This is a genomic window from Chitinophaga alhagiae, assembly GCF_003568665.1.
Taxonomy (GTDB): domain Bacteria; phylum Bacteroidota; class Bacteroidia; order Chitinophagales; family Chitinophagaceae; genus Chitinophaga; species Chitinophaga alhagiae.
Map to the genome: position 1 here is coordinate 2,338,218 of NZ_QXMH01000001.1, position 24,582 is coordinate 2,362,799.

The 24,582-nt window shown below is 52.7% G+C and carries 22 protein-coding genes; 14 read left to right on the forward strand and 8 right to left on the reverse strand.

Annotated elements, in window-relative coordinates:
* The first annotated feature begins 385 nt into the window (after positions 1 to 385).
* The 3 genes from D3A97_RS09560 to D3A97_RS09570 all read left to right on the forward strand — a co-directional run bounded on the left by D3A97_RS09560 (position 386) and on the right by D3A97_RS09570 (position 3,570).
* Complete coding sequence (locus D3A97_RS09560) at positions 386 to 2,542, forward strand: TonB-dependent receptor (RefSeq protein WP_232825903.1); 2,157 nt, start codon at positions 386 to 388, stop codon at positions 2,540 to 2,542.
* A 19-nt stretch (positions 2,543 to 2,561) separates the two neighbouring features.
* On the forward strand, positions 2,562 to 3,206 hold the full coding sequence (locus tag D3A97_RS09565) for a hypothetical protein (protein WP_157986450.1): 645 nt from the start codon (positions 2,562 to 2,564) through the stop codon (positions 3,204 to 3,206).
* Positions 3,207 to 3,270: 64 nt separating this feature from the next.
* On the forward strand, positions 3,271 to 3,570 hold the full coding sequence (locus D3A97_RS09570; RefSeq protein ID WP_119078131.1) for a winged helix-turn-helix domain-containing protein: 300 nt from the start codon (positions 3,271 to 3,273) through the stop codon (positions 3,568 to 3,570).
* A 95-nt stretch (positions 3,571 to 3,665) separates the two neighbouring features.
* Here D3A97_RS09570 and pdxA read toward each other — a convergent pair whose 3' ends face one another.
* Positions 3,666 to 4,745, reverse strand: coding sequence for a 4-hydroxythreonine-4-phosphate dehydrogenase PdxA (gene pdxA / locus D3A97_RS09575; RefSeq protein ID WP_119078132.1), 1,080 nt, complete (start codon positions 4,743 to 4,745; stop codon positions 3,666 to 3,668).
* 113 nt (positions 4,746 to 4,858) lie between these two features.
* Here pdxA and rsmA point away from each other — a divergent pair, with 113 nt between their 5' ends.
* The 4 genes from rsmA (at position 4,859) to D3A97_RS09595 (ending at position 7,663) form a co-directional block, all read left to right on the forward strand.
* Entirely contained in the window at positions 4,859 to 5,611 is a 753-nt protein-coding gene (rsmA, locus tag D3A97_RS09580) for a 16S rRNA (adenine(1518)-N(6)/adenine(1519)-N(6))-dimethyltransferase RsmA (protein WP_119078133.1), read from the forward strand.
* Complete coding sequence (locus D3A97_RS09585) at positions 5,608 to 6,534, forward strand: NAD(P)-dependent oxidoreductase (RefSeq protein WP_119078134.1); 927 nt, start codon at positions 5,608 to 5,610, stop codon at positions 6,532 to 6,534. Before rsmA ends, D3A97_RS09585 begins: the two co-directional genes overlap by 4 nt.
* Before the next feature lie 155 nt (positions 6,535 to 6,689).
* The gene (greA, locus tag D3A97_RS09590; RefSeq protein ID WP_119078135.1) at positions 6,690 to 7,163 is read left to right on the forward strand and encodes a transcription elongation factor GreA; all 474 of its coding nucleotides are present in this window, start codon (positions 6,690 to 6,692) and stop codon (positions 7,161 to 7,163) included.
* 110 nt (positions 7,164 to 7,273) lie between these two features.
* The gene (locus D3A97_RS09595) at positions 7,274 to 7,663 is read left to right on the forward strand and encodes an HIT family protein (protein ID WP_119078136.1); all 390 of its coding nucleotides are present in this window, start codon (positions 7,274 to 7,276) and stop codon (positions 7,661 to 7,663) included.
* Here the strand turns inward: D3A97_RS09595 and D3A97_RS09600 are convergent.
* Together D3A97_RS09600 and ruvC are read right to left on the reverse strand one after the other, a co-directional pair.
* Positions 7,658 to 8,359, reverse strand: coding sequence for a response regulator transcription factor (locus D3A97_RS09600; RefSeq protein ID WP_119078137.1), 702 nt, complete (start codon positions 8,357 to 8,359; stop codon positions 7,658 to 7,660). The genes D3A97_RS09595 and D3A97_RS09600 overlap by 6 nt on opposite strands.
* 165 nt (positions 8,360 to 8,524) lie before the next feature.
* Positions 8,525 to 9,088, reverse strand: a complete 564-nt coding sequence (ruvC, locus tag D3A97_RS09605) for a crossover junction endodeoxyribonuclease RuvC (protein WP_119078138.1) — start codon at positions 9,086 to 9,088, stop codon at positions 8,525 to 8,527.
* 13 nt (positions 9,089 to 9,101) lie between these two features.
* Here ruvC and D3A97_RS09610 point away from each other — a divergent pair, with 13 nt between their 5' ends.
* Genes D3A97_RS09610 through D3A97_RS09620 form a run of 3 tightly spaced genes read left to right on the forward strand, consistent with a single transcriptional unit; the run spans position 9,102 to position 11,646 of the window.
* Positions 9,102 to 10,106, forward strand: a complete 1,005-nt coding sequence (locus tag D3A97_RS09610) for a lysylphosphatidylglycerol synthase transmembrane domain-containing protein (RefSeq protein ID WP_157986451.1) — start codon at positions 9,102 to 9,104, stop codon at positions 10,104 to 10,106.
* 11 nt (positions 10,107 to 10,117) lie between these two features.
* On the forward strand, positions 10,118 to 10,909 hold the full coding sequence (locus tag D3A97_RS09615) for a DUF3108 domain-containing protein (RefSeq protein WP_119078140.1): 792 nt from the start codon (positions 10,118 to 10,120) through the stop codon (positions 10,907 to 10,909).
* Between the two features lie 32 nt (positions 10,910 to 10,941).
* Positions 10,942 to 11,646, forward strand: coding sequence for a response regulator transcription factor (locus D3A97_RS09620; protein WP_119078141.1), 705 nt, complete (start codon positions 10,942 to 10,944; stop codon positions 11,644 to 11,646).
* A 168-nt stretch (positions 11,647 to 11,814) separates the two neighbouring features.
* On the opposite strand, the gene ruvB is transcribed toward D3A97_RS09620, so the two are convergent.
* Positions 11,815 to 12,861 carry a Holliday junction branch migration DNA helicase RuvB gene (ruvB, locus tag D3A97_RS09625; protein WP_279627849.1) on the reverse strand — a complete coding sequence of 349 codons (1,047 nt, stop codon included), beginning with the start codon at positions 12,859 to 12,861 and terminating at the stop codon, positions 11,815 to 11,817.
* A gap of 31 nt (positions 12,862 to 12,892) precedes the next feature.
* Between ruvB and D3A97_RS09630 the strand changes: the two genes are divergently transcribed.
* A complete protein-coding gene (locus D3A97_RS09630) occupies positions 12,893 to 13,870 on the forward strand; it encodes a M20/M25/M40 family metallo-hydrolase (protein WP_119078509.1) in 978 nt (325 codons plus the stop codon).
* 184 nt (positions 13,871 to 14,054) lie between these two features.
* On the opposite strand, the gene D3A97_RS09635 is transcribed toward D3A97_RS09630, so the two are convergent.
* From D3A97_RS09635 to leuS, 3 genes are all read right to left on the reverse strand, one after another.
* Positions 14,055 to 14,912 carry an endonuclease/exonuclease/phosphatase family protein gene (locus D3A97_RS09635; RefSeq protein WP_119078143.1) on the reverse strand — a complete coding sequence of 286 codons (858 nt, stop codon included), beginning with the start codon at positions 14,910 to 14,912 and terminating at the stop codon, positions 14,055 to 14,057.
* A 139-nt stretch (positions 14,913 to 15,051) separates the two neighbouring features.
* Entirely contained in the window at positions 15,052 to 18,189 is a 3,138-nt protein-coding gene (locus D3A97_RS09640) for a S41 family peptidase (protein ID WP_119078144.1), read from the reverse strand.
* A gap of 266 nt (positions 18,190 to 18,455) precedes the next feature.
* Positions 18,456 to 21,233: a leucine--tRNA ligase gene (leuS, locus tag D3A97_RS09645; protein ID WP_119078145.1), complete on the reverse strand. Its 2,778-nt coding sequence runs from the start codon at positions 21,231 to 21,233 to the stop codon at positions 18,456 to 18,458.
* A gap of 167 nt (positions 21,234 to 21,400) precedes the next feature.
* Between leuS and D3A97_RS09650 the strand changes: the two genes are divergently transcribed.
* The 3 genes from D3A97_RS09650 to D3A97_RS09660 all read left to right on the forward strand — a co-directional run bounded on the left by D3A97_RS09650 (position 21,401) and on the right by D3A97_RS09660 (position 23,407).
* Positions 21,401 to 22,273 carry a cell division protein FtsX gene (locus D3A97_RS09650; RefSeq protein ID WP_157986452.1) on the forward strand — a complete coding sequence of 291 codons (873 nt, stop codon included), beginning with the start codon at positions 21,401 to 21,403 and terminating at the stop codon, positions 22,271 to 22,273.
* 19 nt (positions 22,274 to 22,292) lie between these two features.
* Positions 22,293 to 22,541, forward strand: coding sequence for a DUF3098 domain-containing protein (locus D3A97_RS09655; RefSeq protein ID WP_232825906.1), 249 nt, complete (start codon positions 22,293 to 22,295; stop codon positions 22,539 to 22,541).
* Positions 22,542 to 22,612: 71 nt separating this feature from the next.
* Positions 22,613 to 23,407 carry an undecaprenyl-diphosphate phosphatase gene (locus D3A97_RS09660; RefSeq protein WP_119078148.1) on the forward strand — a complete coding sequence of 265 codons (795 nt, stop codon included), beginning with the start codon at positions 22,613 to 22,615 and terminating at the stop codon, positions 23,405 to 23,407.
* A 21-nt stretch (positions 23,408 to 23,428) separates the two neighbouring features.
* Here D3A97_RS09660 and D3A97_RS09665 read toward each other — a convergent pair whose 3' ends face one another.
* Complete coding sequence (locus tag D3A97_RS09665) at positions 23,429 to 24,475, reverse strand: helix-turn-helix transcriptional regulator (RefSeq protein WP_119078149.1); 1,047 nt, start codon at positions 24,473 to 24,475, stop codon at positions 23,429 to 23,431.
* Positions 24,476 to 24,582 lie beyond the last annotated feature (107 nt).

The following is a 24,582-nucleotide window of genomic DNA, read 5'->3' on the forward strand; positions in this document are numbered from 1 at the left end:
ACCTCCGTGCAGCAGCGTTCCCCATCCTTTTGAGGCATCACCCCTTGTGCAATGCCCTTTGAACCTCCGTGCAGCAACGTTCCCCATCCTTTTGAGGCATCCCCCCTTGTACAATATGCCTAACCCGATCACATATGCTGCTTTCTAGGGTTATTCCAGGGTATTCCTAAGGTTATCTTAGGGTTTAAACCCAACAAATACCCTAAAAATACCCTAAGATAACCCTAGGATGATAAATTGACCGCCCTTCGTTCTCCCGGTGATCTGGCCGCCTGAATCCCTGTTTTTACCGGCCCCACCCCCGTTTTCACCGATCTCCCCGGGCTGTATTTTGGTTTATGTCATAAACCAGTTTAAATTTGTTTCAACCTTCTAACCTAACTGTATGCTTAAACCATTTGTCGCCCTGATCCTCCTTACTTTCATACCCCTGCTGATGCAGGCGCAAACTACAGTGAGCGGCCGCGTCACCACCGCCAAAAAGAAACCGTTACCGGGTGTCAACATTGCCATAGCAGGCACGTATGACGGGGCTACCACCGCCGCAGACGGCAGTTTTTCCTTTACCACCACCGCCAAAGGGGAACGGGTGCTCACCGCCTCCCTTGTGGGTTACCAGGCCCTGGAGATCAAAACAGACCTGGCGGCCGCCGCCCAACTGCACCTGGTATTAAAAGAAAGCGTGAACGAGCTGAAAATGGTGACTATTTCCGCCGGCAGCTTTGAAGCCAGCGATGAAAAAAAGAACACCGTGCTGAAACCGCTGGATATTGTGACCACCGCCGGCGCCAATGCAGACATTGTGTCTGCCCTGAAAACATTGCCGGGCGCGCAGCAGGTGGGGGAGAAAGAAGGGCTCTTTGTAAGGGGCGGCACCGGCTATGAAACACAAACGTTCATAGACGGTATGCTGGTGCGCAACCCCTTCACCAGCGGCATGCCTGATTTTGCGGCGCGCGGCCGGTTTTCCCCTTTCCTTTTCAAAGGCACCACCTTTAGCAGCGGCGGTTATTCCGCACAATACGGGCAGGGCCTGTCTTCCGCGCTGGTGCTGGAATCTACAGACCTGCCGGAGCGTTCCTCCTACACGCTGGGTATTGGTTCGGTAGGCCCTAGCGTGGGGGTAGACATGCTCTCCAAAAACAAAAAACAGGCATACGGTTTTGAAATGGACTACTTCAACCTTTCGCCCTACTTTGCCCTGGTAAAGCAGGAGCAAAAACCCACCATTGCCCCGCAGGGCTTTAACGGCTCCGGCAACTACCGCCTCAAAACCTCCAAAACCGGCATGCTGAAAATATTTGTGAACGCCACCTGGAACCGTTTCGGCTTCCAGGGTGAAAGCCTGGAATACCCCGGTTTTAATGAAGATTTTGAGCTGGAGAACAAATACCTCTACACCAATGTGAGTTATAAGGAAAACCTCGGCAAAGGCTGGAAACTTAACCTGGGCACATCTTTCAGTACCAACCAGGACCGCATCTATATGGACACCGCAGGGAAATCTCCCGCGCCCACCCGCATCAACGCCCGGCAAGACCTCAGCCAGTTCCGCCTCATGGTAACGCGGATGCTGGGCCGCTTTTCCATGCTGCGCATTGGCAGCGAGTACCAGTACGCAGATGAGCGCAGCCGCTTTAACCAGTATGATGTTGACTATGTAGACAGTTATTCGGCCACCTTTGCGGAAGCAGACGTTTATTTTACGCCCCGTTTTGTGGGCCGCCTGGGCGCAAGGTATGAATACACGTCATTGCTCAAGGCCTCCAGCATTGCGCCGCGCGCTTCACTGGCCTACAAGCTGGACGATAAAAGCCAGGTAGCCTTTGCCTACGGGGAATTTTACCAGAAGCCGGAACCGCAGTACCTCCGCATGCAGCACCAGCTGGATTTTATGCGTGCCACCCATTACATTGCCAGTTACCAGCGCATTTCAGAGTTCTACACGCTGCGGGGAGAAGTGTTTTACAAGAAGTACCACGACCTGCTGAAGACCGTGCCCGGCCTGAACAATAACGGTACCGGCTATGCGAAAGGAGCGGAGCTGTTCTGGCGGGACCGCAAGTCTGTCAAGAACGTTGACTACTGGTTATCTTATTCTTACCTGGATACCAAACGGGATTACCTCAACTACCCGTTTGAAGTGCAGCCTGATTTTGCGGCGCAGCACACCGCCACCCTGGTGTACAAGCATTACATCCCTTCCGTGCAGTTGAACGTGGGCGCCACCTATTCATTTGCCACAGGCAGGCCTTACTACAATCCTAACCGGCCGGAGAGCGAGTTCATGAAAGACCGCACCCGCCACCTGAACACCCTGAGCCTGAACGTGAACTACCTCACTACGGTTGGCAAGGCGTTTACCGTGTTTGTGTTCACCATGTCTAACGTATTGGGCAACGACCAGGAGTACGGTTTCCGGTATTCTTCAGACAAGCTGCGCAGGCGGATGGTAGGCCCCATGGCCCCCCGTTTCTTTTATGTAGGCATGTTCATGAGCTTTGGCATAGACCGCCGGCAGGAAGTAATAGACAGACAATAAAACCTAAAACAGACATCATATGAAAAGAACGCTTTTCTCTCTTTTGCTCACCGGCATCACCATAGCGGCCAATGCGCAAAGCGAACAATACCAGGATGCCATGAAGCAGCAGGTGGGCCTGCTGGACAGCAGCAGCACCTATAGCGCCGCCGGCATGCAGCAACTGGCCAACACGTTTGAGCGCATTGCCGAAGCCGAAAAAACACAATGGCTGCCCTACTACTACGCCGCGTATTGCCGCGTGAACGAGGCGTACATGGCCAAAGACAAAAGCAAGGTAGACGGGCTGGCAGACAAGGCGCTGCTGAACATAGAAAAAGCGCTGGCGCTGAGAGGGAAAGATGCCGAAATTTCCTGCATCCAGTCCATGATCTCGTCTGCCCGCATAGCCGTAGACCCTATGACGCGCGGCCAGCAATACGGGCCGGAATCAGGCGCTTTCCTGGAAGAGGCCAAACAGCTGGACCCCGGCAACCCGCGCGTGTACATGCTGCAGGGGCAATCTCTCCTGTATACGCCGGAGGCTTTTGGCGGCAGCAAAGCAAAAGCAAAGGAAACATTTGAGGTAGCGCTGCAGAAATTTGCAGCATTCAAACCCGAAAGCGCCATTGCGCCTAACTGGGGAGAAGCCTATGTAAAGCAATTGCTGGCCGGGATAAAATAAAAATTGATTAGTTTACGGGCGGCGTTGCTGTCCGTAAACTATTTTTTCTGTTTAAATACATGAGATGGATTTTAAAGAGCTGGACCCGGTATTACATTCGCAGTTGAGACTGGCTATCATGTCTGTGCTGATCAGCGAGCAGGAGGCTGAATTTACCTTGCTGAAAGAAAGAACCAACGCCACGGCGGGCAATCTCAGCGTGCAGATCAACAAGCTGAAAGAGGCCGCCTACATAGACGTTACCAAACAATTCAAGGATAACTACCCGCAAACCATCTGCAAAATTACCGACACCGGTACGCGCGCGTTCGAAAGTTATGTGAGGTCTATAGAATCCTACCTGCAGGCCGCCAGGAGAAAGTAGCGCGGCGCTTTGGGTTAACTTCATCTTCCGCATCAGGGTAATAAAAAATGGCAGCCTGTTTGTACGCAGGCCGCCATCTATTTCTTTTTAACGCGCTATACAGCGCCTCTCTCGGAAGCGATCTCCGTTTTCTTGAGCGGGTTCTGTGTGTTTTCAGCGTATGTTCTGCGTTTGGCAATAATATCTATGCAGGTAAATACCGCCTGGCGGAAAGACGATTCGTCCGCGATGTTTTTGCCGGCAATGTCAAAGGCGGTGCCATGGTCTGGCGAAGTGCGTACAATAGGCAGGCCGGCGGTGAAGTTCACCCCTTCGCCCTGTGCCAGTGATTTGAAGGGGATCAGCCCCTGGTCATGATACATGGCCAGCACGCCGTCAAACTTCAGGTGCATTTCACGGGCAAAGAAGGCGTCTGCGCTGTATGGGCCAAAGGCCAGTATGTTCCGGTGTTTGGCCTCTTTAATGGCCGGGGAAATATGTTTGATCTCTTCATCGCCTATCAGCCCCTCGTCTCCCGCATGGGGGTTGAGGCCTAGCACGGCAATGCGGGGCTTGTCTATGCCAAAATCCTTCACCAGGCTGTCTCTCATCAGGAACAGCTTGCTGAGGATGTTCTCTTTTGTTACGTATTTGGCCACTTCCGCCACCGGTATATGTTCTGTAAGCAGGCCCACCCGCATGTTGTCTGCCGTCATGAACATCAGCACGTCTTTGCTCTGGAAAGCATTTTGCAGGTAGGGCGTATGGCCGGTAAAATTGAAATCCGGGCTTTGTATGTTCTTTTTATGGATGGGCGCGGTCACCAGGCCTTCCACCTGTTTGTCTTTCAGGCATTCAATGGCCACGGCCAGCGAACGGGCGGCGTATTTGCCGCCGGTATCGTTCAGGATGCCGGGGGTGATCTGCACTTCTTCTTCCCAGCAGTTGAAAACGCTCACCTGCTTGGGGTTGAGCCTGCTGAAATCTTTTATGCTCTGGTAGTTGAAGTTGTTTTCGCTGAGCAGTTTCCGGTAGAAGTTAACGGTTTTGTTAGACGCGAAAATAACCGGGGTACAGAGTTCCAGCATGCGGTTGTCAGCAAAAGTCTTGATAATAACTTCCGTTCCGATACTGTTGAGGTCTCCCACCGAAATCCCTATCACGGGGCGGTGTGTATGTGCAGTGGCTGTACTCATGCGCTTTGTGGATAAAAAATGACCTGACAAATATACGTGTAATTGTTGACAGATTGCGGGCCCCGCGGGGCAAACTGGAGACTATTCCTTAATTTTGCCCCTCAAACTGTTCCATGTATACGCTTAAAAAGTCACTCGGCCAGCATTTCCTGAAAGATGAGAACATGTGCCGGCAAATAGTGGAGGCCATGCCTGTGGAGGAGGGCTTGCAACTGCTGGAAGTAGGCCCGGGTGGCGGCGCTATCACCAAATACCTGCTGGAGCTGCCCGGTATTACGTTCAGGGCGGTAGAGCTGGATGCGGAGAAGGTGGGATACCTGCAGCAAACCTACCCCGCCATTCGCGGAAAGCTCATCAACGAGAGCTTCCTGGACATGCAGCCGCCTTTCAGCGGCCAGTTTTCCATTATCGGCAACTTCCCTTACAACATTTCCACGCAGATCATGTTCCGCGTGCTGGATTGGCGGGAGCAGGTGCCTGCGGTGGTGGGCATGTTCCAGAAAGAAGTGGCGCAGCGTATTGCCGCGGGGCATGGCAACAAGGATTATGGTATCCTGAGCGTGCTGCTGCAGCGGTTTTACAAGGTGGAGTACCTGTTTGAAGTGAGTGAGCAATGCTTTAACCCGCCGCCCAAAGTGAAATCTGCGGTGATCCGGCTTACGCGGCTGGAGGCGCCGCTGGCCGTAAAGAGCGAGAAAAAGTTCACCCTGCTGGTGAAAACGGCCTTTGGCCAGCGCAGGAAACAGCTGCGCAACCCGCTGAAAGCATTTTTTGACAAAACATTTTTACAGGAACCAATATTTACCAAAAGGGCGGAGGAGCTTACCGTGGCAGACTTTGTAACCCTTTCCGAACATATGTTATGAGCCAGAAAGTTTTAATCACCGCCAAAGTACACGAATACCTGATCAATCAGCTGGAAGCAAAAGGATACGCGGTACAATACGAACCTTCCATTACCTATAATGGCGTGCTGCAGGCCATTCCAGACTGCAAGGGCCTGATAGTTACCACCCGTATAAAAGTAGACAAAGGCATTATTGACGCGGCCCCCCAGCTGGAATGGATAGGCCGCCTTGGCTCCGGTATGGAGCTGATAGATGTGGCCTATGCCCAAAGCCGGGGCATTCAATGCGCCAGCAGCCCCGAGGGGAATATGGATACTGTAGGGGAGCAGGCCACCGGCATGCTCCTCATGCTGATGCACAACCTGCTGAAAAGCAACCTGGAGCTGCGGCAGTTCATCTGGGAGCGGGACGGCAACCGGGCCTGGGAGCTGGGCGGCAAAACCGTTGCCATTATAGGCTACGGCCACACCGGCAGCAGCTTTGCCCGCAAGCTGCGGGGCTTTGACGTGCGCATACTGGCGTATGACAAGTACAAGAGCGGCTACGGCAACGAATACGTGGAAGAAACAGACATGGATACCATTTACCGCGAGGCGGACGTAGTGAGCCTGCACCTGCCCCTTACCGAAGAAACCCGGTACCTGGGCAACGCGGCGTTCTTTGCCCGTTTCTCCAAACCCGTTATTATCATCAATACCTCCCGCGGAAAGATAGTGAGCACGGCAGACGTGATCAGCGCCCTGGAAGGCGGCATCCTTGCCGGCGCCTGCCTGGACGTGCTGGAGAATGAAAAGCTGGACACGTTCAGCACCCTGGAAAAAGAACAATTGCAGTTTTTGCTGCAGCACCCGCGGGTAGTGCTGACCCCGCATATTGCCGGCTACTCCCACGAGGCCAGCATCAAAATGCCCCAGGCAGTACTGAAAAAGCTGGGAATTTAAACAGGTGAAAATATTGCGATATTAGCGTTTTTTATATGTGAATAGGTGTACCCTCCGCATTTTATTTTTGTTATATTTGCAATCATCACACTTAATGACGTCTCTGCGCAAGCGGAGGCGTTAATTTTTTTTCTTTATACTAAATCATTAAGGTTATGTCTGGCGTAAATTATGTAACCAAGGAAACCCTTGATCAAATGAGGGAGGAACTTACGCAACTCAAAACAAAGGGCAGGGCCGAAATAGCGAGAGCCATTTCGGAGGCCCGTGAGAAAGGAGATCTGAAGGAGAACGCGGAGTACGATGCCGCCAAGGAAGCGCAAGGCCTGCATGAGGCCAAGATTGCCGCACTGGAAAACGTTATTGCCAATGCAAGGGTAGTGGAAGCGGATTCCATAGACACGTCCAAAGTATCTGTGCTGTGCAAGGTGACCATCACCAACCTGGCCAATAAAAAAACCATGACCTACCAGCTGGTATCCGAAAAGGAGGCAGATCTGAAGCTGGGCAAAATTTCCGTTACTTCTCCCATTGGCAAAGGCCTGCTGGGCAAAAAAGTAGGAGAGGAGGCGCTGGTGAACGCTCCTAACGGCAGCCTGAAATTCAAGATCGAGCACATTACCGTGTAAGCGGTCTGTAAATAGTTGTAATAGTGATCACAAAAGGTCTTTGCTCCGGCAAGACCTTTTTCTTTCCATCCCTTTGCCGTAGCTTAGCAAAGGCTTAATTATTTTGCGTTATGACCATTTTCTCAAAGATCATCAAAGGAGAGATCCCCAGTTATAAAATTGCAGAGAACGGGCATTTTTATGCTTTCCTTGACATTTTTCCGTTGGTAAAGGGGCATACGCTCATCATACCCAAGGTGGAAACAGACAAGTTCTTTGATGTGGATGACGAGCTGCTGGCGGAGTGGCTGCTGTTTGCCAAGCCCATTGCCCGCGCCATAGAGGCGGCGGTGCCCTGCAACCGCGTGGGCATGAGCGTAGTGGGGCTGGAAGTGCCGCATGCGCATATGCACCTCATTCCCATCAATTCTGCGGATGACCTGAATTTTACACGTCAGAAGCTCAAGCTGTCTCCGGAAGAGTTCAAAGCGGTACAGGAAAAGATCACAGCCGGTTTATAAGGTTGGAACATAAAATTTGAAGCCAATGCCGTGGAGGGTTTCCAGCTTCACGTCTTTATCGTCCAGGAAGTGTTTGCGTATTTTGGTGATAAAAACGTCCATGCTGCGGCCCAGGAAGTAATCGTCCTTACCCCATACATGGTACAGGATCTCTTCCCGCTTCAGGGTTTTGTTGGCATTTTCACAAAAGAACTTCAGCAGGTCCGCCTCTTTCTGCGTGAGGCTGGCCTTCACCTTGCCGGACTTGTCCAGCAACTTCAGTTCCCCGTAGTCAAAGGTGGTTTTCCCAACGGTAAAGGTGGTGCGCTTGTCTGCGTTCAGGGGGCGGGTACGTTTCAGGAAGACCTCTATGCGCAGCAGCAGTTCCTGCATGCTGAAGGGTTTGGTCACATAGTCGTCAGCGCCGTGTTTAAACCCGCTGATCTTGTCTTCGTCCTGGGATTTGGAAGTAAGGAACAATATAGGGATCAGGTCATTGCGCTGCCGGATCTGTTTGGCCAGCTCAAAGCCGTTCTTCTTTGGCATTACCACGTCCAGCAGGCAAATATCGTACAGGCTTTTTTGAAATGTTTTCCAGGCAATGTCCCCATCGGAGCAATGCGTCACCTCGTATCCAGATTCTTCCAAACGCTTCTTGGTTATAGCACCCAGGTTATAATCATCCTCCACTAGTAATATTCTAGCCTTCGTATCCATCTACGAAAAAATTAGGGGTGATAAAAGGTATAAAAATCCATTAAAGTAACAATTGTATTTGTGCGCTTTTCGGTTCAAATAAGCGGTCCAGCCATATTTTAGTTCAAAATAAGTACATTTTCTCAATTAACAAACAGCCGCAAGGTTCTATTTGTTCAAATGAGATCACGGCTTGCAAACCCGCTCGGGGTGTTGCTGGAGAAATTTTTCCCAGCCTTTTGACTTACCGGCCATTGCAAGCGGATTGCTTTCCTGGAAGTGATGGCAGACGGCCACGGCCAGGGCATCTGTGGCGTCCAGGTACTCGGGTTGCTCCGTAAAGCTGAGAATGCGCTGCAGCATTTGCCAAACCTGCTCCTTATTGGCATTACCGTTGCCGGTAATGGCCTGTTTTACTTTTTTGGGGGAATATTCCGCCACGCTCACCCCCGCCTGCATGGCGGTGGCAATGGCCACGCCCTGCGCCCGCCCCAGCTTCAGCATGCTCTGCACGTTTTTGCCGAAGAAAGGCGCCTCAATGGCGCAGCAAACGGGTTTGTGTTGACGGATCAGCTCGTTCATACGGTGGTGGATCATCTGCAGCCGCTCGTAATGGTCTTTTTTAGGGTTCATCTTGAGCACGTCCATTTCTATAATGGCAGCCTGCCGGCCGCTCACTGCTATCAATCCGTAACCCATAATGATGGTACCCGGGTCTATGCCAAGAATTATTTTTGTATTGTTTGCCAAGCGGAGACTATTTTTGCCAAAATCTGAACAACTGAACAAAAGTACCAAAATAATCCTCAATTATGTGCTGGGCGGCGGCCTGAGTGTATGGTTAACCTTCATGATCTACCGGCAGGTACAGCACCAGCAAAACCTGCCTGCCGCCTGGGAGCACATGAGAACAACGGTGATGGAAAGCGGGTGGCTGCTGATGGTGGTGGTAGTGGTCATGATGTTCATTAACTGGGGCCTGGAGGCGCGGAAATGGCAACTGCTGGTGCGGCCGCTGGAAGAAGTGCCCTTCAGGCGCGCATTCGGGGCCATACTCAGCGGCGTGTCCCTCTCCGTCAATACCCCCAACCGTATCGGCGAATATGGCGGCCGCATCCTGTACCTGCGCAACAAAAACAAGCTCAAAGCCATTGCCGCCACTATTGTAGGCAGCTTCTCCCAGCTCATTATTACCGTCGTTTTTGGTCTGATTGGCTTTATTTATTATATTAATCAGTACGAAATGACCAGGGGCGGGTATTTTGAGCCGGCCGTCAGGGAGAAATTATTGTTAGCTTTTCTGCTGGTGGTGTGTACCCTGGGCTTCATACTTTATTTTCGTTTAAAGATCATTGTAGACCTGTTTGAACGGATACCCTGGTTGCGGAAAGTGAAGGTGTTCATCCAGATCATTGCCCGTTATTCTCCCCGCGAACTGGAGAAGCTGCTGCTGCTCAGCGCTGTCAGGTACCTGGTGTTCTCGGCACAGTATTTGATTTTATTATATGCGTTGGGCGTGTCTTTTGTGTGGTGGCAGGGGTTTTTTATGATCAACGTGATCTACCTCGTAATGGCCGTGCTGCCCACCATCGCTATTGCGGAAATCGGGCTTCGCGGCAGTGTTAGCATGCATTTCCTGGGCCTGTTGAGTACAAACGCGGCAGGTATTCTGGCGGCCACAGTGGCCATATGGCTGATCAACCTCGTGTTGCCGGCCGTTATGGGCGCGCTGCTGCTGCTGGGCGTAAAAATATTCAAGGATAAATAGCGACAGATCAGATGAAGTATTTTTTACTGTTACTTTGCGGGTTAACCATAGCCGGTAGGTCTTTTGCCCAGGATGAGTTCTGCGGCATCTCCAACACCAGCTTCAGGGCCGGCGAGTCCCTTACCCTGAAAGTGTTCTATAACCTTGGCAGTATGTACGTAGGCGCAGGGGAAGCCACCTTTAACTGCAAGCTGGAAAAATACAGCGGTAAAGATGCTTATCATGTGGTGGGGGAAGGGCGTACGTACCGTACGTACGACTGGTTCTTCAAAGTGCGGGACAGATATGAAAGCTACATAGACACGGCCTCCATGCTCCCCATCCGCTTTATCCGCAATGTGAACGAGGGCGGGTACAAGATCTACAACAATGTGGGCTTCAACCGGGAAACAGACCAGGCCACCAGCACCAACGGCACGTTCAAGGTGCCCGGCTGCATACAGGACGTGATCAGCTCCATTTATTACGCACGCAACATAGATTTTTCCAAATACAAGCCGGGAGACAAGATCCCGTTCAGCATGTTCCTGGACGATGAGGTGTATGACATCTACATCCGCTACATAGGGAAGGAAAACGTGGATACCCGTTACGGCACGTTCCGCGCCATCAAATTCAAGCCCCTGCTCATCAAGGGCACCATTTTCCAGGGCGGGGAGCAGATGACGGTGTGGGTAAGCGATGACGGGAACAAGATACCCCTGCGGATAGACAGCCCCATTTCCGTTGGCAGCATCAAGGTGGATATGATCAAATATGCCAATCTCCGGCACCCCCTCGCCTCGCTGGTGAAAAAAAGATAAGTATATTTGTTACAGCTTAAAACTAACTGGATATGGAAGAACGCAAACCTAAAATATTGCTGGCGGAAGATGACACCAACCTCGGCATGGTGCTGAAGAATTACCTGGAGCTGAATGATTATGACGTAGAACTTTGCCGGGACGGCATTCTGGCGCTGGCCGCCTTTCGCCGTGACAAATTCGACATTTGCCTGCTGGACATCATGATGCCCAATATGGACGGTTTTAAGCTGGCAGAAGAGATCCGGGATGTTGACCCGGACATCCCGCTGTTCTTTCTCTCCGCCAAAACCATGAAAGAAGACATCATTCAGGGGTACAAACTGGGGGCGGACGATTATATTTCCAAACCTTTTGACAGCGAGCTGCTGCTCCTGAAAATAAAGGCCATCCTGAAACGCAACCAGGAGCTGAACAGCAAGGAAGAAGAACAGTTCGAGTTCCAGGTAGGGCAATACGCCTTCAACTCCCGCCTGCGTACGCTCACCAAGGGCGGCGAGGCCACGCATACACTGTCTCCCAAGGAGAACGAGCTGCTGCATATGCTCTGCGAGCATAAAAACGACCTGCTGCCCAGGGAAGTGGCGCTGAAAAAGATCTGGGGCAGCGATACGTATTTTAACGGCCGCAGCATGGACGTGTATATTGCCAAACTGCGCAAGTACCTGAAAGACGACCCGAACATTGAGATCGTGAACATTCACGGCAACGGGTTCAGGCTGGTGGTGAAAGAGTAGATAAACAGGCTGTCATATAAAAAAGCGGGCGCAACCATGGGTTGCGCCCGCTTGCTTTTTGCAGAGCTAAATAGTTTGGGCCGCGCCCGTTTTTATATGTCCAAAGCGGTGGTATGTCCATTTGCAGAGGCCACTGATGTGTAGCTGTATTTCACTGTAATATGGCCATCAGAACAGCAGCTGCCCGCCCTTGTTCGGTGTTTTACCCAGGTGGGTGTAGGCCTTCTCTGTTACCTCGCGCCCGCGGGGCGTGCGTTTGATGAAACCTTCCTGTATCAGGAAAGGCTCATACACTTCTTCCAGCGTGCCCGGCTCTTCACCCACGGCGGTGGCAATGGTGGTAATGCCTACGGGGCCGCCTTTGAAGTTTTCTATGATCACGTTGAGAATGCGGTTATCCATTTCGTCCAGGCCGTACTCGTCTACGCTCAGGGCGCGCAGGCTGTGCTGCGCAATCCCCATGTCTATCACGCCGTTGCCTATTACCTGCGCAAAGTCACGCACCCGCCGCAGCAGGCCGTTGGCAATACGCGGGGTGCCGCGGGAGCGGCGGGCAATTTCCATGGCGGCGTCTGACGTGATCTTGGTGCCCAGCAGGCCCGCGGCCCGCCAGAGAATTTTCTGCAGGGTGGTAGCGGTGTAGTATTCCAGCCGGGACTTGATGCCGAAACGGCTGAGCAGGGGGGCGGTGAGCAGGCCGGAGCGGGTGGTGGCCCCTATCAGCGTAAAAGGGTGCAGGTTGATCTGCACGGAGCGCGCGCTGGGGCCGGTGTCTATCATAATGTCTATCCGGTAGTCTTCCATGGCGGAATACAGGTATTCCTCCACTACCGTGCTCAACCGGTGAATTTCATCTACGAACAGCACGTCCTTTTCTTCCAGGTTGGTGAGCAGGCCCGCCAGGTCTCCGGGCTTTTCTATTACCGGGCCGGAGGTTTCACGGATGTTCACCCCCAGCTCATTGGCCACAATGCGGGACAGCGTGGTCTTCCCAAGGCCGGGAGGGCCGTGGAAAAGAATATGGTCCAGCGCTTCACCACGCAGCTTGGCGGCCTTTATAAAGATCTTCAGGTTCTCTATGATCTGCTCCTGGCCCGAGAAGTCCACGATCTCCTTTGGCCGGATGCTGTTCTCAAACTCCTTTTCCGCAGCACTCAGCCGGTGCTCATCTGGTCTTATGTGTGAATTAGACATGGGCGCTCCTTTCAACTTCAAATGTATTATTTTTAACCAAATCTTTGTGAATATGAAATTATACGCATTGAGCGCGTGCTGCCTGCTGCTGGCAGCCTGGCAACCGGTAAGGGCCCAGGCCATCAGCGAGGAGGAGGTCAGCCGCATTATTCATGTGCTGGCGGCAGACAGCATGGAGGGCCGTGCTACTTACTCGGCCGGTATTGAAAAGGCATCGCTGTTTATTGAAGACGAGTTTAAGAAAGCCGGCCTGGCGCCTCTGCCCGGCCTGGCAGATTACCGGCAGGCCTTTGCCACCGTGGGCCGCCGCATACGCCCGCTGGATTCGGCCTTGCAGGAAGAAGGGGCCAGGTTCCTGCACAATGTGGTGGGTATGATACCGGGCAGCAGCCGGCCGGAGGAGTACGTGATCTTTTCAGGGCATTACGACCACATCGGTATTCAGCAACCGGAGGCGGAAGACAGCATTGCCAATGGCGCGGACGATGATGCTTCCGGCATTACCGCGGTAATATTGCTGGCTAATTATTTTAAACAGCACCCTCCTGCCCGGAGCATCATTTTTGCCGCCTTTACGGGAGAAGAAATTGGCGGCTTCGGCTCCCGCTACTTTTCGCAGCAGCTGGCCCCGGAAAAGATCGTTGCCATGTTCAACATAGAAATGATAGGCAAAGAATCGAAATTCGGCCGCAACAGTGCGTTCATTACCGGCTACGAACGGTCTGATTTTGGCGCCATCCTCCAAAAGAACCTGGAAAGCAGCAGCTTCCGTTTCCACCCTGACCCTTACCCGGAGCAGCGGCTGTTTTACCGGTCAGATAATGCTACCCTGGCCCGTTTGGGCGTACCGGCCCATACCATTTCCACCACGCAGATAGATAAAGACACGCTCTACCACAGCGTGAACGATGAGGTGGAAAGCCTTGACATGAAAAACATTGCAGACATTATTGAGGCCATTGCCCTGAGCGCCAGAAGCATTGTAGGCGGGGAAGACGCGCCCGCGCGCATTGCGAAGGAGGAGAAGTAGCCGGCTCTGCCGGCAGGGGTGCGGCAAAAATGTGTTAACACGAAGAGCAGCCATGCTGCCCGGTTATCTAATACCGCACTGCGCAGCCAGGGTACAGAAAGCAAACAAGCTGCAGCATCGTCACAAAAACAGGGGTGCGCTTTAACCGGCGCACCCCTGTTTTGTTATAACAATTTCTCTTTACTCATGGATAGCTCAGCTCCGCCAGTACCGCAAAGTGGTCTGACGCAAACAGCCCTTTCCAGCTTTCTGAAATAGTGGCATGTTTGGCCACGCCCCATTTGCCTTTCAGGAAAATATAGTCGATGGGCTCCGTACCTGTTTCATGCGCCCGGAAGCCGTTAAAGGTACCGGTAGGCCCGTAATGCGGCGTTTTACTGATGCCTTTGGCATCTGTAAGGCGCTGCGGGTCTTGCGGGTTAACGATCACCTGTATGGGCTCGTCTCCGGGTGTGGCATTGAAATCTCCTGTGATCACCGCAGGCGTTTTGCCGGCTATTTCGTTCACTTTTTTCAGCAGCAGGCGGGCGCTTTCGCGGCGGGCCACTTTACCGATGTGGTCAAAATGGGTATTGAAGTGATAAAATTCCTTCTTCGTTTTTTTATCCCGGAAGCGGCCATAGGTCACAATGCGGGGCAGGTTGGCGTCCCAGCCTTTGCTGCCTACTGTTTCCGGCGTTTCACTCAGCCAGAAGGTGCGTTGGTCAAGTAATATAAGCCGTTCGGCATCGTAGAAAATGGCGGAAAACTCCCCTTTTTTAGCGCCGTCATCCCGGCCTGAGCCAATGAATTTATACCCGGCCAGGCGCTGCGCCAGGTCATCCATCTGGCCGGAAAGGGCTTCCTGTACACCCACTACCTGCGGGTGGTAAAACAGTATCTGGGAAGCTACTTTCTCTATCCGGTTGGGCCAGGCATTGGCGCTGTCTCGCGGGGTGTTGTAACGGATATTGAAGGTCATCACCTTCAGGCCGTTGTCCTGCGCAAGGGCGGCAACGGAGCCAAGAAGGCAAAACAGTAGTGCGAATGTGATGTTTTTCATGTGAGGCAAGTTATAATATTTTCGTGTTCGCTCCTAGCGGCGTGGATAGCCATCTGCAGGGCGGCAACGCGCAAGAGGCCCCGCCAGCTGGAGATATGAACGGGACCGTGTTGCCAGCCCCGTTCATGTTATCTTTTTGTTACAACGATCTCATGATCTCCTGCACCGCTCTTTCCAGCTGCGGGTCTTTACCTTCCAGCCGGTCTGTAAAGGTGGTTTTCACGTAGATGTCCGGCGCCACGCCTTCTTTTTCCAGGTTCTTGCCATCCAGCGTATAGCAGCCCCAGGAGGGCAGGCGGTAAAAAGAGCCGTCTACCAGCCCCTTGCCGGAGGTGAAGATGATCCAGCGGTAGGTTTCCGTGCCTATCACCTTGCCCAGCTTCAGGGCCTTGAAACCGGCGGCGGTCATTTCCGCATCGCTGAGAGACTGTTCGTTGATGAGCAGCACAATAGGTTTGCCGCTGGGCGCAAAGTTGGGTTGGGGAGAGGGTTTGCCGCCGCGGTATTGCCACTGCAGGTAGGGGCGCTGGGAAAGGAAACGCAGCACTTCGTCATGCACATTACCGCCGGTATTGTAACGCAGGTCAAGTATCAGCGCGTCTTTACTACCTATTTTGGCGGCCATGTCTATCAGGAATTTTTCCAGCTCTCCCATGCCCATGTTTTTCATGCAGGTGTAGGCAATGCGGTTGTTGCCCAGCTTGTCTACCTGCTGTTCGTTATGGCTGATCCATTCGTTGTACAGCTGGTCTCCCAGCTCGTACACGTTTTGCGGGTGCAGGCGCACGTCAAAGGGTTTGCCGCCGCGCTCGAACGTGAGGGTGATCTCCTTTTCAGCCTTGGGGCGGGTGAAGTACTGGTCCCGGCAGGCGGATGGGTCTACCGCTACGCCGTTGACCTTGGTCAGCACATCGCCGGGGCGAACGTCTACATCCTGCTTGTCTGCATTGCTGCCTGTAACAATGCGTTCTACGGTGTAGGGTTGCTGCTGGTCAAAGAGAATGCCCGTTTCCATGGTGTTGTAGCTGAGGCTGATCTTCTCATCGTCCCCGAAAGTGTTGAAGCCGAGGTGGGAAGAGTTCAGTTCGCCCAGCATATCGTTCAGCAATATGCGCAGGTCCCCGCGGTTGTTGATGTAGGGGAGGTAGCGGGCATAATCGTCCCGTACCTTGTTCCAGTTGGTGCCGTGAAACTCCGCGTTGTAGAAGTTCTCTTCCACGTTGGCCCATGTTTCGTAAAATATCTGCTCAAACTCCTGGCGCAGGTTGCGGTAGAAGGGCAGGCTGATGTTGATGGCCTCTATCTTGTTGGCGTCAGGGTTCAGCTTCTGGATGTTGCCGCCGGTGTTGATATAAAACTTGCCGTCTGCTTCCACAATGCCGGAGCCGCCTCTTTCCGTGCCGGCTATCTTGTCTGTTTTGGTTTCCTCGAAAGGTTCTGTAACGGTTTTCCATACGGCCGTTTTGCCGTCTGCATGGTTGGAGTAGTAGAAAACCGTGGTCTTTTCACCTTTCCGGGAAATGTAGGCGGGGCCGTATTGCGCGCCAAAGTTCGGGCCTACCTGCTCTATCCTTTTCATGAGGCCGGCGGTGTTGATGCTGATGGGAGCCGGCGGCGGCGTTGTTTTGCCGGTGTCCTTTTTCTTGTCGTCTTTCTTTTCCTCCTGTTTGAACAGCTCGTCAAATTTATCTGCCCGGAAGGGGTCGTCAAATTTGCTGAGCGCTACGCGGTACAGCTTGGCGTTGCTCATGCCGGTGGGGTAAGAAGGTTTGGTGCGCGAAGAGTTGAAGTAGATGTACTTCCCGTCTGGCGACCAATAAGGATTGGTTTCCGTAACGCCCGTATTGGTGAGGTTGATGGTGGTGTTCTTTTTCAGGTTGTGTACCATAATATCCTGCTCAAAGTTGCGGATGGCGGTAAACACCACGTAGTCCCCGTCAGGCGAAAAGCGTGGTTGGGCGTTCCCGAAGGCCCACAGCTCATCTTTGGCAATGGTGCGTGATTCCAGCGTTTTGAGGTCTATCAGGCGCACTTCATCGCGGCCGCTGAGGTAAACGCCCTGGGTGCGTTTGCTGTTGAAGCTGATGTCCCGGTTGCTCCGTTTGTCTTTGGTGAGCTGGCGGGGAGCGCCCTTGCCGTCTGCGGCCACAGTGTAGAGGTTCTGGTAGCCGTTCAGCGTCTGGTTAAACAGCAGGGTACGGTTGTCCGGCATCCACAGTACTTCCAGCGCCCGCTCCGCGGGGCGGGGTATCTGGCGTACAAATTTGCCGGTTATGTCAGACACGAATATTTCCCCGCGGGATATGAAGGCCAGTTTTTTACCGTCAGGAGAAACGTCAAAGGAGGAGATCTTGTCTTTCACATCAAACCCTTGCTCTTTGGGCAATACAGGATTGCGGAATATTTTAATGGCCAGCTTTTCGGGTTTGCCGGCCGCCACATCGTACAGCCATACCTGGTAGTTTTTTTCAAATACCACCTTGCCGCCGTCTGCATTGGCAAACGGGCGCTTGATGGAGGTAGGGAAGCTGGTGAGCGCCTTCTTCTGACCGTTACTGAAGGTATAGAGGTTGTACTCCCCGTTGGCCTCGTCTGAAGCAAAGTAGATATTCCCTTTGCGGTCTATGGTAGTCCAGAAGTCTTTGCCGCGGTAGTCTGTATAACGTTTATAGGTTTTGGTGGCGGGAATGTAAGACTGGATGTCCGGGTTAAAATCTCCCTTGTACCTTTTCCGGTTGGCCTGGAAGCTGCTTTCCCAGGTATCGTTGAAAAACAGTTCTCCGCTGGTGGGGTGCTCTACCAGGTTGTGGGTGAGGTTGAAATAATGATTGAACACTCTCACCGGCGTGCCGCCTTCAATGCTGAGCTTGTAGCTGGTGCCATTGCCGCCGCGGGAGGAGGTGAAATAGATGCTTTTGGAGTCCCAGCTCCAGGAGTCAAGCTGGTCTCCCGCCTCGTGCATGGTGAGCTGTTTCACTTCGCCGCCCTGCAGGGGCATCAGGAAAATATCCGCATTGCCGTACTGGTACGCGGTAAACGCCAGCCATTGCCCGTCTGGCGATATTTTGGGCAGTATTTCATTGCCCTGCATGGCGGTGAGGCGCACGGCATGCGGGTTTTGCACGTCCGCTTTCCAGAGGTCTCCCTCAAAGCTGAAAACCACGGTTTTACCGTCCGGGCTGAGGGTGGGGTAAGTGGTGAAATAGGCTTCTGTGGTTTGGGCGGCGGCGGGCAGGGAGAGCGATGCGCACAGCAGGCCCAGCATAAATGGTCTCATAAAGGGGGATGATTTTGTTTTCAGACGGAAATTAAGAAGGAAATAGGGGATATGGAAACCGTTTGTCATGAATTTGCCGGGTAATGGGGTGGAAGGGGCGGGCTGCGGGACGGTGCAAGGCAAATGCTGTAAAAAGGGGCTGACCAAAAAGTAAATGAAGGGTTGGAGGATTGCCTGAACGATGACAGGTCTCCGTCAGGCCCCCGAATCAATGAGGGCTGACCATTACTTTTTGGTCAGCCCCTCGTGTTATTTTGAAGTGACCGTCAGATCACCACGTTGATCATCTTCCCTTTCACGAATATCACCTTCCGGGGATCTTTCCCTTCTGTCCATTTCAGGATCACATCATTGGCCAGCGCTATGGCAGTGGCTTCCGCTTCTGTAGCGTCTAATGAAATGTTGATGGTGGTGCGCAGCTTGCCGTTAACAGACACGGGGTATTCCTTGGTGCTTTCGGTAACGTATTCCGCGTTGAATATGGGGAAAGCAGCGTCCAGCACAGAACCGCTGTTGCCCATTGCGGCCCACAGCTCTTCGCAGACATGGGGGGCGTAGGGCGTGAGCAATATTACCAGCGGCTCCAGGATGGCCTTTTTATGGCATTTCAGGTCTGTAAGGTCGTTTACGCACATCATAAAGCCGCTCACGGCCGTATTGAAAGAAAGGCGCTCCGTGTCTTCCTCAATTCTGCGGATGGCTTTATGGAGCGTTTTCAGTTCATCTGCTGTGGGGGCGGCGTCTTTTACGATGAGGCCTTTCTGCTCGTCCATGTACAGGCGCCAGAATTTTTTGAGGAAGCGGTGTACGCCTTCTATGCCCTTGGTTTCCCAGGGTTTGCTTTGCTCTACCGGGCCCAGGAACATTTCGTACATGCGGAAGGTGTCTGCCCCGAATTTTTCTACCAGCAGATCAGGGTTCACGGTATTGAACTTGCTCTTGCTCATTTTTTCGGAGAGAGTGCCGCAGATGTATTTGCCGTCTTCCAGAATGAACTGCGCTGTGGCATAGTCGGGGCGCCAGCTCCTGAACGCATCCACGTCCAGTTCCAGCCCGTCTACCATATTCACATCTACATGCAGCTCGTCTGTATCGTACTGCTCCCGCAGGCCGGCTGACACGAACTCGTTGGTACCCCTTACGCGGTACACGAGGCGGGAGCTGCCGGTGATCATGCCCTGGTTCACCAGCTTTTTGTACGGCTCGTCAAAGCCGATGTGGCCCAGGTCAAAGAGCACCTTCGTCCACAGGCGGGAGTACAGCAAATGCCCCACCGCATGTTCGGTACCGCCAATGTAGAGGTCTACCTGGCCCCAGTAGTCAGATACCTTGCGGTCGCAAAAGGCCGCATTGTTATGCGGGTCCATATACCGGAGAAAGTACCAGCTGCTGCCGGCGTAGCCGGGCATGGTGCTGGTTTCCCTGCGCAGGGCCGTGCCTGGTTCCGCGGGCAGGTTGACCCATTGGGTCATGTTGGCCAGCGGGCCTTCTCCGTCTTCTCCCGGCGTATAGTGGTCTACGTGAGGCAGCTCCAGCGGCAGGTCTGCCGGGTCCATAGCCTCGGGTATGCCATTGCGGTATACAATGGGGAATGGTTCTCCCCAGTACCGCTGGCGGCTGAAGCCGGCATCGCGCATCTTGTAATTGATCTGCCTTTTGCCGATGCCGAGGGTCTCTATTTTTTCGATCACCGCTTCCATAGCGGGCTTCATGTCCATACCGGTAATGAAGTTGCTGTTGAAGAGCTTGCCTTCTTTGGTGGGATTGGCTTCCTGGCCGTTAAAGGCGTCTCCGAGTATGTTGGTGATGGGAATGTTGAAGTGCTGGGCAAAGTTGAAATCCCGCTGGTCGCCGCAGGGTACGGCCATAATGGCGCCGGTGCCGTAGCCGGCCAGTACGTATTCGGAGATCCAGATGGGTATCTGGCGGTCATCGAAAGGGTTGATGGCGTAGGCGCCGGTGAAGCAGCCGGTAATGAGTTTCACGTCTGCCATGCGCTCGCGCTCGGAACGGCTCTGCACGTAATCTTTATACTCGTTCACGGCCTGCATTTGCGCGTCTGTGGTAATGGCGTCTACCAGCTCATGTTCGGGCGCCACCACCATAAAATCTACCCCAAAGATCGTATCGGGGCGGGTGGTGTATACCACCAGGCTTTCCATGCTGCCGGCTATGTTGAACTTGATCTCCGCGCCCTGGCTTTTGCCGATCCAGTTGCGCTGCATGTCTTTCATGGCCTCGCTGAACTGCACTTTTTCCAGCCCTTCCAGCAGCCTGTCCGCATATTCCGTAATACGAAGGAACCACTGGCGCATTTTTTTCTTGATCACAGGGTGGCCGCCGCGTTCGCTGACGCCGTTCACTACCTCGTCATTGGCCAGCACCGTGCCCAATGCGGGGCACCAGTTCACTTCCGCATAGGCCAGGTAGCCCAGGCGGTATTCCATCAGTATTTCCTGCTGCTGCTCGTAATTATGATCGTTCCAGCTGTCTGCGCTGAAACGGATGCCGCGGTTGCCGGGGCACTCGTGGTGCAGGTTGCCTTCCTGCTCAAAAATGCGTACCAGCGTTTCTATGTTTTCCGCTTTGCCGGCCAGGCGGTTGTACCAGCTGCCGAAAAGCTGCAGAAAGATGCGCTGCGTCCATTTGTAATAAGAAGGGTCGCTGGTGCGGATCTCCCGGCTCCAGTCATACGAAAACCCGATATTGTCCAGCTGGCTCCTGAAAGCCTTGATGTTCTGTTCTGTGGTAACGGCGGGGTGTTGCCCTGTTTCCAGCGCGTATTGTTCCGCCGGCAGCCCGAAAGCATCGTACCCCATGGGGTGCAGCACGTTAAAGCCCTGCAGGCGCTTGAAACGGGCGTAGATGTCTGATGCGATATAACCCAGCGGGTGGCCTACATGCAGGCCCGCCCCGGAGGGATAGGGGAACATGTCCAGCACGTAGCATTTGGGCTTCGTACTGTTGTTGCTTATCTTGTAGGCGCCGGTGTTAACCCAGTGTTGCTGCCATTTTCGCTCAATTTGCCTGAAATTGTACTCCATACCAGAATGGCCTCCTGTAGAGGCGTTTATAGTAAATTAATTATTTATGCATCAATTTCCAACCGGCTTCCGTTGCATATAATAAAAATTGTTAAAATACCGTTTGGGATGGCAAAAGTAAACATAACTGCCAATTTTTATTATTTTCGCCTCTAAACTATAGATGAATGGCTCTATCAGGGAAATCGTCAGCAAAGAAATCAAAGCCTTCTTATATCTATTCGATCATAGGGATCACCCTGGTGCTCCTTTTGCTCGGCGTGCTCGGCCTCTTCATGATCAATGCCAAAAAACTGAGTGATTATTACAAGGAAAGTATTGAATTGCAGGTGATCCTGCGGGATAATGTGAAAGAGCAGCAGGCTTTGTTGCTGAAAGATTCACTGGCTGTTATGCCGTTTGTGCGCAAGATACAGTATGTGTCTAAAGATATGGCGGCGGAAAGGTTCAAAAAGGAAAACCCCGAGGAAAATTTTGCCGTACTGGGTTTTAACCCCCTGTACGCCAGCATAGATATCAGTCTTTACGCCCGGTATGTGCATTCGGACAGCCTCAGGGCCATTGAGCAGAACATTGCCGGCCGCAGCACAGTGAGGGAGCTGTATTACCAGCGTACGCTGGTAAGCGAGGTGCTGGACAAAGCGAAGCAGATAGGCATGGTGATACTGGTGATCAGCGTGATCATGGCCATTGTGGTACTGTTCCTGATAGACAATACCATCCGCCTGGCCATGTTCAGCAACCGCTTCCTCATCAAAACCATGCAGATGGTAGGCGCCACCCGCTGGTTCATTGCCAAGCCGTTTGACGTGCGCAGCATCATCAACGGGGGCATCAGCGCCCTGCTGGCCATTGCCGGCCTCATTGTGCTGATCTACTTTGCGGAGTCTGCCATGCCGGAAATAAAAAGCATGCGGGATTATGTAATGACCGGCCTGCTGTTCCTCGGATTGATCGTGATAGGTATCGGCATTTCGCTGGTGAGCACCCACCGTTCCGTGATGAAGTACCTGAAGCTGAAGCTGGATGACCTGTATTGATTAAAAGTTCATGAACAATATGTCTAAAGAAATTAAAGAAACCCAGGGCCGCAGCCTTTTCGGCAAAGGCAATTACCAGCTGATGCTGGCGGGCGTAGTGCTGATCGTGATCGGCTTTTTGCTCATGATGGGCGGCGGAGGGGACGATGCCTCCCGTTTTGCGCCTGAAGAGGTGTACAGCTTCCGCCGTATTACCCTGGCCCCCATTGTGATACTGATAGGGCTGGCTGTGGAAGCATATGCCATTATGCGCAAGCCCAAACAATAAAAAAGACAGGAAAAAAAGATATTGACCACGGCGATGACCAAACATCATCGCTTTTCTTATTTGAATGACTCATGAGCATTATTGAAGCTATCATCATTGCCATTGTAGAAGGCCTGACCGAATTTATACCCGTGTCCTCCACCGGCCACATGATCATTGCCAGCAGCCTGATGGGGATCAACAAAGATGAATTTACCAAACTCTTTGAGGTATGCATACAATTGGGCGCCATATTGGCCGTGGTGGTGCTTTACTGGAAAAAGTTCTTCAATTTCAGCAAACCGGCCTTTTACTTCAAGCTGCTGCTGGGCGTGCTGCCAGCGCTGGCGCTGGGCTACCTCTTTGGGGATTATATAGACGCCCTGCTGGAAAAACCGGAAGTGGTGGGCATTACCCTGTTGCTGGGCGGTATTGTGCTGTTGTTTGTAGATAAATGGTTCAAAAACCCTACTATTGATTCAGACGAGCAAATGGACTACTTCAAGGCCATCCGCATCGGCTTTTTCCAGTGCCTTGCGCTCATACCGGGCGTGAGCCGCAGCGCCGCCACCATTATTGGCGGCATGCAGCAGAAACTGACGCGCCACGCGGCGGCCGAGTTCTCTTTTTTCCTGGCCGTTCCTACCATGGCGGCCGCTACCGGCTACAAGCTGCTGAAACACCACGAGCTGCTGACCAGCTCCGCGGAAAACATCAAGTTGCTGCTGGTGGGCAACGTAGTAGCCTTTATAGTGGCCATGCTGGCCATCAAATTCTTTATTGGCGCGCTGCAGAAGTACGGCTTCAAAATGTGGGGCTATTACAGGATCATTGTAGGTATCGTTATTCTTGCCGCCTTTTTCATGGGGTACAGGCTCGATGCATAAACTTCCGCACGGCCCGTTCATTCACGCCACCGCCAGCATAGGCAGTTCGGAAAAGAACGTAACCTGCAGGTCTGTAAGCCACAGGCACAGGCCTACCTTGATGTTTTTGGGAGAGAAGCCGAACTGCTTCTTGAAAGCCTTGCTGAAATGGCTGATATGGCTGTAGCCCGTCAGCCGCGCCACTTCACCTATTTTCTTTTTTTCATTGATCAGGATGTCCCTGGCGCGTTCCATGCGCAGTTGCTGAATGAAGCCAAACACCGTGGCGCCGAACACTTTCTTGAAATTTTTCTTGAGATAATTTTCGTTGGTGCCTACCATGTGCGCCAATACCGGGATGGTATAAGGGTTATCCAGCCGTTGCAGGATAATTTCCCTGGCGGCGTGCATTTTCTGGGTGTCAGACATCTTTATGTCGCCGGGGTACGGGAGGCCTTCCGTTAACAGGTTTTTTTGCTGCTGCATCTGCAGGGCCATCAGCTCCAGCGTTTTGGCCTTCAGGTATATTCTCTTGTGAGCGGGGTCCATGCTGCAATGCACAATGTCGTAGATAATAGCGCGGATCTGCGGGGTAATGGGCAGGTGAAGGGCGCTGGCCAGCGCATGGGTGCCTGTTTGCTGCAATTGTGCAAGGAAAGGGTGGCCCGCCGGCAACTGTTTCTCAAAAAACGCCCTGTTCACATTGATCTCAAAATTCTCCACTTCTTTTCCCGGCATCCACTCTACGCTGACCTTGCCGGCCGGCAGCAGCAGTACATTGTATTGCAGGGCGTGGAAGGTGGTGAAAGGCGTTTTCTCTTCCCCGCTTCGGTAAATGCTGCTGCCTTGCAGTACGTAACTGATATGCACAAAAGGGTCTGGGTATTCCACTACCATCTTTTTGGCCTGCCGGAGGCTTATATGGCTGTACCACATAGATATACCGTCTGAAGAATGCATTTCATGCACTACCTCTTTTTTGCCCTCACGGATGGCACTGCTACTGTTTTCCACTACGGTGCTCAGGTTGTTGCTTTTGGGGTAGTAGTAGAAATAGTCAGGGATAGGAACAGGTAAGGTGTTGCTCATACGGGCAATTATAAAAGATCAGCTGTAAAAGCGGACATCGGATCGGGAAAAAAGTTTATCAAATCGGGAAAAAGTGCGTTTATTTTTCCTTTTCGCGTTCCCGTTTC